This is a genomic window from Phyllobacterium sp. T2-21, assembly GCF_055378485.1.
In genome coordinates this window covers 2,896,666-2,911,826 of the sequence record NZ_AP027912.1, presented here as the reverse complement: position 1 = coordinate 2,911,826, position 15,161 = coordinate 2,896,666, and the positions used below count along the sequence as shown (strand labels likewise).

Annotated in this window: 12 protein-coding genes; 8 read left to right on the top strand and 4 right to left on the bottom strand. The window is 60.8% G+C overall.

The annotated features are described in order from the left end of the window. Positions 1 to 305 precede the first annotated feature (305 nt). Positions 306 to 722, top strand: a complete 417-nt coding sequence (dksA, locus tag ACZ5FP_RS14645; RefSeq protein WP_091877580.1) for an RNA polymerase-binding protein DksA — start codon at positions 306 to 308, stop codon at positions 720 to 722. A gap of 72 nt (positions 723 to 794) precedes the next feature. On the opposite strand, the gene ACZ5FP_RS14640 is transcribed toward dksA, so the two are convergent. After that, positions 795 to 1,883, bottom strand: a complete 1,089-nt coding sequence (locus ACZ5FP_RS14640) for a hypothetical protein (RefSeq protein WP_464660990.1) — start codon at positions 1,881 to 1,883, stop codon at positions 795 to 797. A 337-nt stretch (positions 1,884 to 2,220) separates the two neighbouring features. Between ACZ5FP_RS14640 and cckA the strand changes: the two genes are divergently transcribed. Then, a complete protein-coding gene (gene cckA / locus ACZ5FP_RS14635) occupies positions 2,221 to 4,809 on the top strand; it encodes a cell cycle histidine kinase CckA (RefSeq protein WP_464660988.1) in 2,589 nt (862 codons plus the stop codon). A gap of 88 nt (positions 4,810 to 4,897) precedes the next feature. Further along, a complete protein-coding gene (locus ACZ5FP_RS14630) occupies positions 4,898 to 5,593 on the top strand; it encodes an ArsR/SmtB family transcription factor (protein ID WP_464660986.1) in 696 nt (231 codons plus the stop codon). Between the two features lie 180 nt (positions 5,594 to 5,773). On the opposite strand, the gene ACZ5FP_RS14625 is transcribed toward ACZ5FP_RS14630, so the two are convergent. Further along, positions 5,774 to 6,487 (bottom strand): SDR family oxidoreductase, encoded by a 714-nt coding sequence (locus ACZ5FP_RS14625; RefSeq protein ID WP_223612951.1) that lies wholly within the window; start codon positions 6,485 to 6,487, stop codon positions 5,774 to 5,776. 322 nt (positions 6,488 to 6,809) lie between these two features. Between ACZ5FP_RS14625 and ACZ5FP_RS14620 the strand changes: the two genes are divergently transcribed. Both ACZ5FP_RS14620 and ACZ5FP_RS14615 read left to right on the top strand, forming a co-directional pair. Continuing rightward, positions 6,810 to 7,334, top strand: a complete 525-nt coding sequence (locus tag ACZ5FP_RS14620) for a GNAT family N-acetyltransferase (protein WP_464660983.1) — start codon at positions 6,810 to 6,812, stop codon at positions 7,332 to 7,334. A gap of 70 nt (positions 7,335 to 7,404) precedes the next feature. Continuing rightward, positions 7,405 to 8,064: a YiaD family glycine zipper/OmpA-like lipoprotein gene (locus ACZ5FP_RS14615; RefSeq protein ID WP_403176163.1), complete on the top strand. Its 660-nt coding sequence runs from the start codon at positions 7,405 to 7,407 to the stop codon at positions 8,062 to 8,064. Here ACZ5FP_RS14615 and ACZ5FP_RS14610 read toward each other — a convergent pair. Then, entirely contained in the window at positions 8,057 to 8,986 is a 930-nt protein-coding gene (locus tag ACZ5FP_RS14610) for a pseudouridine-5'-phosphate glycosidase (protein WP_223612954.1), read from the bottom strand. The genes ACZ5FP_RS14615 and ACZ5FP_RS14610 overlap by 8 nt on opposite strands. 32 nt (positions 8,987 to 9,018) lie before the next feature. After that, positions 9,019 to 9,969: a carbohydrate kinase family protein gene (locus ACZ5FP_RS14605; RefSeq protein WP_464660981.1), complete on the bottom strand. Its 951-nt coding sequence runs from the start codon at positions 9,967 to 9,969 to the stop codon at positions 9,019 to 9,021. 318 nt (positions 9,970 to 10,287) lie between these two features. Between ACZ5FP_RS14605 and recA the strand changes: the two genes are divergently transcribed. The 3 genes from recA (at position 10,288) to ACZ5FP_RS14590 (ending at position 15,109) form a co-directional block, all read left to right on the top strand. Further along, a complete protein-coding gene (recA, locus tag ACZ5FP_RS14600) occupies positions 10,288 to 11,382 on the top strand; it encodes a recombinase RecA (protein WP_182549139.1) in 1,095 nt (364 codons plus the stop codon). 348 nt (positions 11,383 to 11,730) lie between these two features. Beyond that, positions 11,731 to 14,388 (top strand): alanine--tRNA ligase, encoded by a 2,658-nt coding sequence (gene alaS, locus ACZ5FP_RS14595; RefSeq protein WP_464660980.1) that lies wholly within the window; start codon positions 11,731 to 11,733, stop codon positions 14,386 to 14,388. A 166-nt stretch (positions 14,389 to 14,554) separates the two neighbouring features. After that, entirely contained in the window at positions 14,555 to 15,109 is a 555-nt protein-coding gene (locus tag ACZ5FP_RS14590) for a hypothetical protein (RefSeq protein WP_464660979.1), read from the top strand. Positions 15,110 to 15,161 lie beyond the last annotated feature (52 nt).

Sequence of the window (15,161 nt, the reverse complement as noted above, 5' to 3'; positions counted from 1 at the left end):
GGCAATTCTCAAATAATTGTGCAAAACCGGCCTGTCCTATTTATGGACGGCCTGCATTTCTGCGAGGCATTGGTTAAACAGCGCCAGCGGATACTGGCGGCCAAAACCGGTATTTTGCCGTATTTTCGACTGGAATATCGCATTTTATGTCGAGATGGCCCGCATTTGGCGGATTGTTTGCCGATTATTTAAGCAAAATCGCTTTGTTCGAATCCCTTAACAGCCTGTCGTTTTGCAGTTGTGCGGCTTTGTGACACGACCTATATAGGCCTCCTCGCGTCTCATAGGTGCAGGGTGATTCAAAGATGAATAAACTTATCGATCTTGACTATAAGCCCACGGATGACGAGCCTTTCATGAGTGATCGGCAGAAATCCTATTTTCGTGAAAAACTAATCAACTGGAAGAACGACATTCTGCGGGAGGCGCGTGAAACGCTTGAGATCCTGCAGCAGGAAAATGCGAACCTGCCAGATATCGCTGATCGTGCATCGTCCGAAACGGACCGTGCGATCGAGTTGCGGGCGCGTGACCGGCAGCGCAAACTGATCTCAAAGATCGATGCAGCCTTGCAGCGCATTGATGACGGAACATACGGGTTTTGCGAGGAGACCGGTGATCCGATCAGCTTGAAGCGTCTGGATGCACGGCCGATAGCTACACTTTCCATCGAGGCGCAGGAACGTCACGAACGACGCGAGAAAGTCTACCGCGACGATTGATGCGACCTTGATGAACCAATAAAAAAGCCCGGATCGTTCCGGGCTTTTTTATTGGAGAAGCCGCTTTGAAGACTAACGCTTTTCCGGCCTGGACAGATCGCCGAGCAGGCGCTCCATTTCGTCCTCGATGCTGCCGGTCTCCTTGCGCACTTCCTCATCGGGCGTGATGTGGAGTTCGCCTTCGAGATCCGACTCGAACGCATCGCCGAAATCAAGGTCCGCCAGATTGATGTCCGGTTCCTTAGCCTTGGCCGGCCCGAGAATTTCCAGCGACGAATCTTCGTGGATGGACCTCACGCCTTCACTCTGCACGGCGAAGGGGAACGCCGCCGCCGTGGTGGTTCTGGTTTCCACGGGCGTCTTGGTTTCCGGATGTGTCTCATCAAAATGGGGCAGGGCATCGATGTGCGGTTCACTGCGCTGGCTTGCACCAAAGGACGGCGAGGCCGTCCGCTGCCAGCCATTGTCCCTATGCGGCGCCTCGATATGGGGTGTCCCGGCAGGCTGCTGTGCGGCGGGGGGTGGCGATACGGCATCGGGCGCACTGGCGATCGGAGGAATGGGCGCCATGGGTGGAACGGGCGGCAGCGGCGTTGCTGCCGTGATGGGGCGCTGTGGTTCGGGCTGCACCATTTCGCGTTGCGGAGCCGCCGCTTGAACCGGAGCGGCCGGACGAACCGGCGCGGGCGGTGTTGCGGGCTGCACCGGCGCTGCGGGCCGGCTGACCGGAGTGACGGGCGGTGAAACGCGCGCCGGAGCCACGGGCTGCGGGCGGGGTGCCTCAACCGGCCGCGCCTCGGCTTTCGGCTCGGCATCCGCCGGAGCGATGGTGGCCGCGGGTTCGACGCGGGACTGCGGCTTGGCAAACTGACGGATATTCTGCTCGATCACCAAATCGCTGGGACCGCCGATCAGGATCAGATGTTCCACGTCGTCGCGCCGCACCAGAACCAGGCGGCGGCGATTATCGACAGCAGCGGCATCGGTCACCGACAGGCGGACCTGACGGTTGCGCCCGCCGGCGACGAAGGTTCCGCCGGTGACGCGCCGCAGAACGGCAAAGACGAGCAGCAGAAGGACAATGACCAGTGCGAAAAGAAGGATGAACCCGACAATCGGGGCAGCGGTTTCGCCGACGACAGCGACCAGCCAATTATGCATGACGAACTCTCCTATACATTCTCCGGGCCAAAACGCACGTCCCCCGACATGGAACCCGGAGCAATAATCTGTGTGACACTAGTGCGAGCCTTTGCCTGCTGCAACCCTGACGCATCGTCTGGCCTGTGGCTATCGGCTGGTCCCGCCGATCTTGTGCCGCAATTGCCGTGCGAAACCGTGGAATAATGGCTGGTTCTGCACGCTTGGGGTTTATACGGCATCAAAGATATGATCCAAACGATTCGGAACCAGCATTGGTCATACGGACCTCAGCCGGTTCAAAATATTGTGGCCTGCCTGGGCAGCTTCCGCGATGAAAAGAAGGGGTTTGAGACGGATGTCTCAAGAGACGAACAACGATCTTTATCCAGAACCGATCATTGCCAACACAAAGTCGATCAAGGCGGCCTTGCGTCTTGTCATTCTCGGCATCGTGCTGGTCGGCGTTTCCATCCTTTATTTCATCTACCGCGACCAGCTGGGGCAGCAGTTCCTGCTCGGACTGCTCGGCACGCTGGCCATGACCGGCGTGTTCTATCTCTTCGGTTCGGCCATCAATGTCATCCAGTTCACACCGCGCGGCACCAGCGATGAACTGACGCGCGCCTTTGTCGATACGTTTCCCGAGGGCACGGTTGTCACCGATCAGAAGGGCCGTATCGTCTACGCCAACCGCGCCTATGCCCAGCTGACGGGCGTGACCAATTCCAGCGATGTCCGGGCGATAGAGCACATACTTTCCAGTGAAAGCGCCGCTTCCGATCCGATCTACCGGCTGGCCAATGCGGTGCGGGACGGTATTTCCGGCCAGGAGGAGCTGCGCCTGTCGCGGCCGCTCGACCCCGCGCGCGCGCCGATACCGACCTGGTATCGCGTCAAGGCTCGTGCCGTTGCGGGTATTCCCGGTCAGACAGCGCCGGTTTTTGCGTGGCAGATTGCCGATATTTCCGCCGAGCGCGCCGAGCAGGAGCGCTATTTCCAGGATATTCAGGAGGCTATCGATCACCTCGACCATGCCCCGGCCGGGTTCTTCTCCGCCGACCCTGACGGGCGCATCACCTATATCAATGCGACACTGGCCGAATGGCTCGGGATTGACCTGACCAAGTTCACGCCGGGTTCCATGACGGTCCGCGATATCGTCGCGGGCAACGGCATGGCGCTGATCAATGCGGTGAAGACAGAACCGGGTACCAGCCGCAACACGGTGATCGATCTCGATCTGGCCAAGGCGAACGGCCAGAGCCTCGCCGTGCGCTTCTATCACCGTGTGCAGGCGCAGCGCGACGGCAAGCGCGGCCCGACCCGCACAATCGTGCTCAACCGCGCAGAGGGCGAGGACAATTCCGCCGCCCTGCGCGCCGCGGAAGTGCGGTTCACCCGCTTCTTCAATTCGGCGTCCATGGCGATTGCCGCCGTCGATGCGTCCGGCAAGATTTTGCGCACCAATGCGCGGTTCCTCGGCCTGTTCTCGCCCGTGGTGGACCGCGATGCCATCGACCGGCGTGCGCCGCTCGAAACCGTCGTGCATGAGCGCGACAGAGAAGCTTTCGATCGGGCGCTGGCCGCTGCCTTTGCCGGCAAGGCGGAGATTTCGCCGGTGGATACGGTCATTCCCGGGCATGAGGAGCGCCATCTCCGCTTCTATATCAGTCCGGTCTTCGATGCCGGCTCGGAAGAGGGCGCCGAGGAGGCTGCCATCGTTTCCGTCGTGGAAACCACGGAGCAAAAGGCGCTGGAAGCCACCATGGCGCAGAGCCAGAAGATGCAGGCCGTCGGCCAGCTCGCGGGCGGTATCGCCCACGACTTCAACAATGTGCTGACGGCAATCATCATGTCGTCCGATCTGCTGCTCACCAATCACCGGGCGTCCGATCCGTCCTTTGCCGACATCATGAACATCAAGCAGAACGCCAACCGCGCGGCATCGCTGGTGCGGCAGCTCCTGGCATTCTCGCGGCGCCAGACCCTGCGTCCGGAAGTGCTTGACCTCACCGATGTCATCGCTGATGTGCGCATGCTGCTGACACGGCTTGCGGGGACGCAGGTCAACCTCAAGATCGAGCATGGCCGCGACCTGTGGCCGGTGCGCGCCGATCTCGGCCAGTTCGAGCAGGTGGTGGTCAATCTGACTGTCAATGCGCGCGATGCCATGCCGGAAGGCGGCGATCTGACCATCCGCACCCGCAATATCGGCGAGAGCGAAAGCGCGGCGCTGAACTACCGCGATCTCCTGCCGGGCGACTATGTCCTGGTCGAGGTGCAGGACAGCGGCACGGGCATGCCGCCCGAGGTCATCGAGAAGATTTTCGAACCGTTCTTCACCACCAAGGAAGTCGGCAAGGGCACCGGTCTCGGACTTTCCATGGTCTACGGCATCATCAAGCAGACCGGCGGTTCGATCCATTGCGAGTCCGAGCTCGGCAAGGGCACCACATTCCGCATCTTCCTGCCGCGCCATGTGGAGGCTCCGGTCCTCAACGCGGCGGGTGAAGTGATTGCGGTTGAAGCGCCGAAGAAGGAAAAGAAGGTCGAGAAGGCCACCGATCTTTCCGGCTCCGCAACGGTTCTCCTGGTCGAGGACGAGGATGCGGTGCGCATGGGCGGTGTCCGGGCCCTGCAGTCCCGCGGCTATACCGTGCACGAGGCGTCCAGCGGTGTCGAAGCGCTTGAAGTGATGAAGGAACTGGGCGGCAAGGTCGATATCATCGTGTCCGACGTGGTGATGCCGGAGATGGACGGCCCGACGCTGCTGCGCGAACTGCGCAAGGAATACGGGGATATCAAGTTCATCTTCGTTTCCGGTTATGCGGAAGACGCCTTTGCCCGCAACCTGCCGGAAGATGCCAAATTCGGCTTCCTGCCAAAACCCTTCTCGCTGAAGCAGCTGGCGACGTCGGTCAAGGAAATGCTGGAAAGCGAATAGAGGACGCACTTGATACTTCGAGCGTTTTCGAAGCATTCTTGCCGTGGATAGGCCAGTATCGGCCCGGAAACAGCCACGGAAGAATGCCATGTCGAACACTGCCAGATTTGCCGAAATCGCCGCGCTGGCCGGAGATCCCGGCCGCGCCAGCATGCTCACGGGCCTGATGGATGGACGCGCGCTGACCGCGGGCGAACTGGCGCAGCTCGCCGGCATCACCGCGCAGACGGCCAGCAGCCATCTCACGCGCATGACGGAGGCCGGGCTTCTGCAGGTGGAAAAGCAGGGCAGGCACCGCTATCACCGGCTGGCATCACCAGCGGTTGCACAGATGATCGAAAGCATCATGCAGATTGCAACACCCGGCACGCCCAGCAAGACCGTGCGCACCGGGCCGCGCGACGCCGCATTGCGGGCCGGGCGCACCTGCTATGACCATCTGGCGGGAAAGCTCGGTGTGTCGATCACCGATGCGCTCGTCGGGGCCGGGCATCTGGAACTCGGGCTCGATGCGGGTGAACTGACGGATAGCGGCCTGTCGCTTTTCGACAGGCTGGGCATGGATATCGGTGCGATCCATCAGAAGAAGGGCCGCGTCCTGTGCCGCCCCTGTCTCGACTGGAGCGAGCGGCGCCCGCATCTGGCCGGTGCAATGGGCGCCGCATTGTGCAGCCACTGCTTCGACAAGGGGTGGATCCGGCGCGTCGACGGTACGCGCGCCGTATCCGTGACGCCGAACGGCCAGCGGCATCTGCGTGAAGCCCTCGGCGTCAACCTGGTGTAGATCGGGATTAAGAGGTGCGTGGTTCGACAAGCTCACCATGAGGGAAGTGGTTTGGCTGCAAGGCTACTAGGAAACATTGCAGGATTAGCTCCCTGCAACCTACTCCATCCCTCATGGTGAGCTTGTCGAACCACGCACCATATGGCAGGGCAGCCTTCGATGTGCTGCCCTTAACGCTGTCTAGACGTGTTTGGTGATCCCGCCATCCACGCGAATGTTCTGCCCCGTGATGTAGCCCGCATCGTCCGACAGCAGGAACGCGGTTGTCTTGGCGATCTCGTTCATGGTGCCGACGCGTTTCATCGGAATGCCGCTCTCGGTGCCCGGCTTGTGATCGAGACTGTCGATAAAGCCGGGAAGCACCGCATTCATGCGGATATTGTCGGCGGCGTAGCGATCCGCGTAGAGTTTTGTATAGGCGCCGACGGCGGCGCGATAGGCGCAGGACACCGGGAAGACGAGGCTGGGCTCGAAAGCGGCGAAGGTGGTGATGTTCACCCAGGCGCCTTTGCCCTGCTTCAGCATATAGGGTGTGACGAGCCGCGCCATGCGCACGACGCTCAGCACCATCAGATCATTGCCAAGCGCCCATTTCTCGTCGGTGATGTCGATGAGGTCACCCTTCGGCGGATGGCCGGTGTGGTTGACCACGGCGTCGATGCGCCCATAGGCTTCCGCTGTCTTGGCGACGAGCGTTTCCAGATCCTTGGCTTCTCCAGCCGAACCCTTGATGCCGATTGCACCCAATTCCGCTGCCAGCTCGATGGCGCTGCCGGATGGCGACATCAGGCCGAGCCGGTAGCCTCTGGCGTGCAGCTCGCGCGCTATGCCTGCACCCATGCCGCGTCCGCCGCCGGTGATGATTGCTACGGGTGATTGTGAGGTCTCAGTCATGCGAAATCCTGTCGATGTCGTTTGGGTGCGGCGGAGCATGTTGGAATAAGACCGGCGGCGCAAATGAATTCCGCCCGGCATATCCGTCAAATTTTTTGAACCGGGATCAGATTTTGAATCAGAAACTCTCTTGAAATCACTGATATTGTGGTGAAAGATGGCGGCATGATCCGTCGTTCGAATATCGTGATGCTGTACACCGCACTCCTTTCCAGGGGTGGTGGAGAGCTGTTGCGCTGACGTCGACGCGATCTTTCACCAGACCCTGCCACGAGGCGAGCAGGGTCTGACCTTCGCTCTCCTCGAACAAACGGAGAGCAAGATGCAAGACCAACCTTTATCACCACCCCACGATAGCGCATTCTCGATCCGGGCGGCGCGTGTCGCCGATTTTGAACAGATCAACGCATTGACCAATTTACCCGGTTTTCGTGCCGGTACGCTGCGTTTGCCCTTTCAAAGTGCGGAGCAGACCCGCAAATGGCTCGAAAGTCTGGGCGCGGGGACGACAAGCATCGTTGCCGAGATCGATCAGCAGATCGTTGGCCACGCGGGCTTGCATCGCTCCGATGGCAGGCGGGCCCATACGGCGCATCTCGGGCTCGGCGTGCATGACGATTTCACCGGGCGCGGCATAGGCAAGGCGCTGCTGCTTGCCCTGATCGATGCGGCGGACAACTGGCTCAACATCCGGCGCCTGGAATTGACGGTCCATGCCGACAACGTCAAAGCCATCGGTCTCTACGAAAAATGCGGCTTCGAGCGGGAAGGCGTGCACCGGGATTATGCCTTCAAGAACGGGCGGTTTGTCGATGCTCTGGCCATGGCGCGGCTACGGCTGATTTAGCCGTTTGCTTTCCATATTTTGCCGTATTCGATGCTATATTTCGCAACATTTCCAACGGGGACCTGATTCCATGATCAAGAAGTTTGCCATCGGCTGTCTTGCCGCGACGTTTTTGGCCGGTTGCACCACCACCGATCCCTATACCGGCGAGCAAAAAATATCGAATACGGCCGGTGGCGCGGCAATTGGCGCAGCGGTTGGTGCGCTGGGTGGTCTCGCCGTTGGCGGCGGTGGCAAATCCGGCCGCAACGCGGCGCTGATCGGTGCCGGTATCGGCGCATTGGCCGGCGGTGCTGTCGGCAATTACATGGACCGCCAGGAATCGGAACTTCGGGCCCAGCTGCAGGGCACGGGCGTATCGGTGACCCGTAACGGCGACCAGATCATCCTGAACATGCCGTCGAACATCACCTTCGCTACCGATCAGGATGCGGTGAAGCCGCAGTTCTTTGCAACGCTGAATTCGGTTGCAGTGGTGCTGCGCAAGTTCGACCGCAGCATCATCGACGTCTATGGCCATACGGACAATGTCGGCGGCCAGCAGTACAATCAGCTTCTGTCCGAGCGCCGCGCGCTGTCCGTTTCGAACTACCTGACCCAGCAGGGCATCGACAATCGGCGTTTCTCCGTTCGCGGCTTGGGCATGGACCGGCCGATTGCTTCCAACAATTCGGAAGCCGGCCGGTCGCAGAATCGCCGCGTCGAACTGCAGATTTCGCCGCTTACCTGACCAGTGTCAGGGCGACAGCAATGCGCGCTGCAAGGCGTGCATTGTTTTCCACCAGGGCGATATTCGCCTTCAGGCTTTCGCCCTTGGTGATGTCGAGAATTTCCGAAAGAAGATATGGCGTTACGGCCTTGCCCGTGATGCCATTTTTTGTGGCGCGCGACAGGGCTTCACGGATGTATCCGCCCATGATGTCGGCCGGAATTTCGCTTTCCAGCGGAATCGGGTTGGCGATCAGCATGCCGCCGTTGACGCCGATGGCGCTGCGCGTCGCCTGGAACCTGGCGATGGCTTCCGGCGTGTCGAGACGCAAGGGGGCCTTGAGATGCGACTGGCGCGACCAGAAGGCCGGCAGAACATCCGCTCCATGCACCACAACGGGTACGCCTTTGGTTTCAAGCACTTCCAGCGTCTTTTCAATATCCAGAATCGCCTTGGCGCCCGCCGAGACGACGATTACCGGGGTGCGGCCCAATTCTTCCAGATCGGCCGATATGTCGAAACTGGTCTCCGCGCCCATGTGCACGCCGCCGATGCCGCCCGTGGCAAACACCTTGATCCCGGCCATGTGTGCGGCCAGCATGGTGGCGGCAACGGTGGTGCCGCCGGTGCGGCCTTCCGACAGCGCAAACGCCAGATCGGCGCGCGACAGCTTCATGGCGCCCTTGACCTGCGCCAGCGCCTCACGTTCTTCGGCCGAAATGCCGATCTTCAGGCGGCCATCGATAATGGCGATGGTTGCCGGGACTGCGCCGCCATCGCGGATGATCGTCTCGACATCGGCGGCCATGCGGCTGTTGTCCGGGTAGGGCATGCCGTGGGTGATGATCGTGCTTTCCAGCGCCACCACCGGCTGCCCGGCGGCAAGTGCTTTCTGCACCTCCGGTGCAATGTCGGTGAACGGGTTGAGGGCTGTTGTAGTCATGGTTCTTTCCTTTGTCGTATCAGGCCGTTGGCTCATGCGAGCGGGATGGCCTCCGGTATGGTCGCGAGGGCCGCGTCGAAAATCCTGGATGTGAAGATCGGCGTTGCCGAATGGGTTTGCAGTGTCAGCGCCGAGGCGGCAAAGCCTTCGCGCACGGCTTGCGCGAGGGGAAGGCCGCGCATCAGCGCCGATATGGTGCCGCCGGCCAGCGCATCACCCGCGCCGGTCACATCGGCGATACCGGTCAGCGCGGGCGGAAGCAGGGAGAATGCACCGCCGCTGGAATAGACCAGCGCAGCCTGCCCGCCATTGCTGACAACGGCAGTGTGCAGACCCTCTGCCGTCAGGGCGCGGTGCAGATCGGGCAGGCTGGCATCGGCGCCCAGTCCCGTCAGCGCAAAGGCTTCACGCCGGTTGAGGAACAGGCAAGCGAGATCGCCGAGAACCGGCCGCAACCGCACTGCCTTGGCCGGGGAAATCGCCAGCGCATAGAGCGGTTTGCCGCCGGCAAGCTCGGCCAGTTTCTGCAGCGCTTCCGACGGCAGATTGGCATCGCCGAAAACCGCATCGGCGGCATCGATGGAATCGCGCACCTTGCGCCGCCTGAGCTGCCGGGGCAGGGCGAGTTCATACAGCGCCATGTCGGCAATGGCCGCAACCACATCGCCCTGTTCATCGAGGATCGCCGTATAGCTCGGGGTTGCCCGGTCGATGAACACGGCGGAACTGTCCTTGATTCCGGCGGCCTCAAAGGCGGCGCTGATGACATCGCCAACCCGGTCGCCGCCGCGCACCGACAGCATTTCTGCCCGTACACCGCGCCGCACGGCAAGGCGCAATGCATTGAACACGCCGCCGCCGGGCTCTTCGCGCATGATGCCGGGGTTGGACGCGCCGGGAATGAAGGGAACGCTGCTCTGGCCGCGCCGGTCCATATGGGCGCCGCCGACAGCAAACAGCAGCGGTGTGTAATCCTGAGTCATGGTTGGTGGCTTTTGCTGAACAAAATTATCGGTTGCAAGACACTTGGTCCTTTCCTTCTCTAGATGGCCTGCTGCCCTGACGCAATCGCCGCAACGATTCGAATTTGCCGGGCGCGGTTTTCCCGTTCATGCGGCCCGAACATGAGGAACATGTGGACAAGCGCAGGCAGCCAACTTTCGGAACATTTTAAGAACATTTTTGTGTTATCATTGTTTTTCAATGGCTTGTGCATATTGCCAAATGAGAACAAAACAGATACAAATATCTTCAAAGGCCGGAGCATCCGGGCTTCATGGATAGCACAGGGGTGGTGTAACATGGCTCAAAATTCTTTGCGGTTAGTTGAGGGTAATTCGGTGGATAAAACGAAAGCGCTGGATGCGGCATTGTCACAGATCGAGAGAGCCTTTGGTAAGGGTTCGATCATGCGGCTTGGACGCAATGAGCAGGTTGTGGAAATCGAGACGGTTTCGACCGGGTCGCTTTCCCTGGATATAGCCCTTGGCGTTGGCGGTCTGCCGAAAGGCCGCATTGTCGAGATTTACGGGCCGGAAAGCTCGGGTAAGACAACCTTGGCGCTGCATACGATTGCGGAAGCCCAGAAGAAGGGCGGTATCTGCGCCTTTGTCGATGCGGAACATGCGCTGGACCCGGTCTATGCCCGCAAGCTGGGCGTGGATCTGGAGAATCTTCTGATCTCGCAGCCCGATACGGGCGAGCAGGCGCTGGAGATCACCGACACGCTGGTGCGTTCCGGTGCGATCGATGTTCTGGTGGTCGATTCCGTTGCCGCTTTGACCCCGCGTGCGGAAATCGAAGGCGAGATGGGCGATTCTCTCCCCGGCCTGCAGGCCCGCTTGATGAGCCAGGCACTGCGCAAGCTGACCGCATCCATTTCCCGCTCCAATTGCATGGTTATCTTCATCAACCAGATCCGCATGAAGATCGGCGTGATGTTCGGTTCGCCTGAAACCACGACGGGCGGCAATGCGCTGAAATTCTATGCTTCGGTGCGTCTCGATATCCGCCGCATCGGTGCGCTGAAGGAACGTGACGAGGTGGTCGGCAACCAGACCCGCGTCAAGGTGGTCAAGAACAAGCTTGCGCCCCCCTTCAAGCAGGTCGAATTCGACATCATGTATGGCGAAGGCGTATCCAAGACCGGCGAACTGGTCGATCTCGGCGTCAAGGCTGGTATCGTTGAAAAGTCGGGTTCGTGGTTCTCCTACAATTCCCAGCGTCTGGGGCAGGGCCGCGACAACGCAAAACTCTTCCTCAAGGACAATCCCGAAGTCGCCAATGAGATTGAGCTGGTCCTGCGCCAGAATGCCGGTCTGATTGCCGAGCAGATGCTGGACAAGGGCCCGGACGATGTCGAGGACAATGACGGACCCGAGGCCGCAGAAGGCTGATCTCCCAGGACGACCGTTCCGGTCTGCAATTCAAACCCGTATCCGGCCGCCGGATGCGGGTTTTTCTTTTAAAATGCTCTCACGCTGTAAGACCGTCTTTCATATTGGGGCTAACTTCCCTCATGCTGAGCTTGTCGAAGCACGCACAACCGCTCTGCGTGCTTCGACAAGCTCAGCATGAGGGAGAGTGCACGCATTCGAAGACTGTGCTGTTCATAAGCGGAGCCTATTATCACAGGGATTTTCTGGACAGGCCGCGGTCGCATCGCTACAAGCGTTGCGTTCCGCCCTTTGTTGCAGAAAGGGGCTATTTCGCTTTGGTTAGAGACAAGTCAGAAGGCAATGCACATGAGTGGCGTCAACGAAATCCGGTCGACATTTCTGAACTATTTCAAGAAGAACGGCCATGAGATCGTGGCGTCGAGCCCGCTTGTGCCGCGCAACGACCCGACGCTGATGTTCACAAATGCCGGCATGGTGCAGTTCAAGAATGTTTTCACCGGTCTGGAGCAGCGGCCCTACAGCCGGGCCACGACATCGCAGAAATGCGTGCGCGCCGGCGGCAAGCACAATGACCTGGACAATGTCGGCTATACCGCCCGCCATCACACCTTCTTTGAAATGCTCGGCAATTTCTCCTTCGGCGATTACTTCAAGGAAGAGGCGATCAGCCTGGCCTGGAATCTGATCACCAAGGAATATGGTCTCGACAGGAACAAGCTGCTCGTCACCGTCTATCACACGGACGATGCGGCTGCCGGATTCTGGAAGAAGATTGCCGGTCTGTCCGATGACCGCATCATCCGCATCGCCACCAGCGACAATTTCTGGGCGATGGGCGATACCGGCCCATGCGGCCCATGCTCGGAGATTTTCTACGACCATGGCGAAGACATCTGGGGCGGCCCTCCCGGCAGCGCCAACGAGGATGGCGACCGCTTCATCGAGATCTGGAACCTCGTCTTCATGCAGTTCGAGCAGATCACCAAGGAGGAGCGCATCGAGTTGCCGCGTCCGTCGATCGATACAGGCATGGGGCTGGAGCGCCTGGCGGCGGTGCTGCAGGGCGAACATGACAATTACGATATCGACCTGTTCCGGGCGCTTATCCGCGCGTCGGAAGATGCGACCGGCGTCAAGGCGGAAGGAAAATTCCGCGCCAGCCACCGGGTGATCGCCGATCACCTGCGTTCGTCGAGCTTCCTCATTGCCGATGGCGTGCTGCCGTCGAATGAAGGCCGCGGCTACGTGCTGCGCCGCATCATGCGCCGCGCCATGCGCCATGCGCAGCTGCTGGGTGCCAAGGAGCCTCTGATGTGGCGCCTGCTGCCGGCACTGATCCGCGAGATGGGCCAGGCCTATCCGGAACTGATCCGCGCTGAATCGCTGATTTCCGAAACGCTGAAGCTCGAGGAAACCCGGTTCCGCAAGACGCTGGACCGCGGCCTCGGCCTGCTGAGCGATGCCACGGAAGGTCTTGGCGAAGGCGATCGTCTCGATGGCGAAACCGCGTTCAAGCTCTATGACACCTTCGGTTTCCCGCTGGATCTCACCCAGGATGCGCTGCGCCAGCGCGGTATCGCTGTCGATACCGATGCTTTTGCGGCGGCCATGGAGCGGCAGAAGGCGGAAGCCCGCGCCCATTGGTCCGGTTCCGGCGATGCAGCGACAGAAACGGTCTGGTTTGCGGTGCGCGACAAGGTCGGCGCCACCGAATTTCTCGGCTACGAGACGGAAAAGGCCGAAGGCGTCATCACCGCGCTGGTGCAGGACGGTGCGCAGGTGGACAGCGCCGGGGAAGGCGAGGCCATTGCCCTCGTGGTCAACCAGACGCCGTTCTATGCCGAGTCCGGCGGCCAGCAGGGCGATACCGGCATCATTTCCGGTGACGGCTTCACCGTTGTTGTCACCGACACGCAGAAGAAGAATGACGGCGTGTTCGTGCATCTGGGCAAGGTGCTCAAGGGCACGGTAAAGCTGGATGTACCGGTGGAGCTGACGGTCGACAGCGGGCGCCGCACGCGTATCCGCTCCAACCATTCGGCGACGCACCTGCTGCATGAGGCGCTGCGCGAAACCCTTGGCACCCATGTCGCGCAGAAGGGCTCGCTCGTTGCGCCGGACCGGCTGCGTTTCGATTTTTCCCATCCGAAGCCGATTTCGGACAAGGAACTGGCCGTCATCGAGGACCTCGCCAATGAAATCGTCCTGCAGAACGCACCGGTCAGCACCCGCCTGATGGCGGTTGACGATGCCATCGCGGAAGGCGCCATGGCGCTGTTCGGCGAGAAGTATGGCGATGAAGTGCGCGTGGTTTCCATGGGAACGGCGCTGCATGGCGAGAAATCGGGCAAGAGCTATTCGACGGAATTGTGCGGCGGCACGCATGTGCGCGCCACCGGCGATATCGGCCTGATCCGCATTGTCTCGGAAAGCGCCGTGGCGGCGGGCGTGCGCCGCATGGAGGCGCTGACCGGCGAAGCCGCGCGCCGCTACCTCGAAGAACAGGACGACCGGGTCAAGGCGATTGCCGGTGCGTTGAAGTCCACGCCCGCCGACGCGCTGGCGCGCGTGACGGCGCTGCTGGATGAGCGCCGCAAACTGGAACGCGAACTCACCGAGGCGCGCAAGCAATTGGCGCTTGGCGGCTCCGGCAATGGCGCCGCGCAGTCCGAAACGGTCAATGGTGTCGGCTTCATCGGCAAGGTGGTCACCGGCGTCAATCCGCGTGACCTGAAGCCGCTGGCCGACGATGCCAAGAAGACCGTCGGCTCCGGCATCGTGACGTTCATTGGCGTGTCGGAAGACGGCAAGGCCAGCGCGGTCGTCGGCGTCACCGACGATCTCGTCGGCACGTTCAGCGCCGTCGACCTGGTCAAGATCGCGTCCGCCGCGCTCGGCGGTGCCGGCGGCGGCGGCCGCCCCGATATGGCGCAGGCCGGCGGTCCCGATGGCTCCAAGGCCGAGGCTGCCGTGGCTGCCGTGCGCGACGCGCTCGCCGGCTGACACCAAGCATTGTCTTTCCGGCCGCAGCGTGATGCGGCCGGAAATGCCACCCGCTCATACTAATTGCTGGGTGGGCAAAAGATTGATTTTCCGGTATTTTTGCTGCATCGCAATTTTGTTTCGCATTTTCAAAAACTGTTTTTAGCCATTCATTTCGAGAACTGACGTGAAGACAATACTGGCTCTTCTGCTCGCCGCGGTGCTGCTTGTTTCCTGCCAGACCTCGACGGTCGTCAAGGATGTTCATATGCGCAGCGATACGGCCTTCGGGCCGGATGTCCTGGCCTATCTGGATCTGTTCATGTCGCTGAACGCGCAGCCCTACTATTCGACAACGGTGGGATATGGATTCAAGACGCTTTATACCGGCCAGGGCAAAAGTCACCTCTCCCAGGCCTGGAGCTATGGCCGGCAGATGCGGTTCGAAAAGGGAGTGAGCAGACGGGCGGCCTGTTTCTTTCGGCCTTGCCTGCCCACACGCGAGGAAACCGGCGTGGTGGCCATGGATGAGGCCGATTTTGTGGCCGCCGCCACGAAGGGGCTCGACTTCGAACTGGCGGGCAAGGCCGGGAAAATTGTCGGCAGGATTCCGGCCCATGCCTTCCGCCGGGTGTTGGATCTCAAATCGAGCATGAAGCTGCCGCCCGCGGCCGCAAACAGGGCGCCACCGGCAAAAGCGCAGGCGCCTGCCGAAGAGGACGCGAATATTGACGACGACTAGTGCCCCGTAAACCTCGGCTTGCGGTATCGCTTGGGGCAGTAAACAGAAGGCG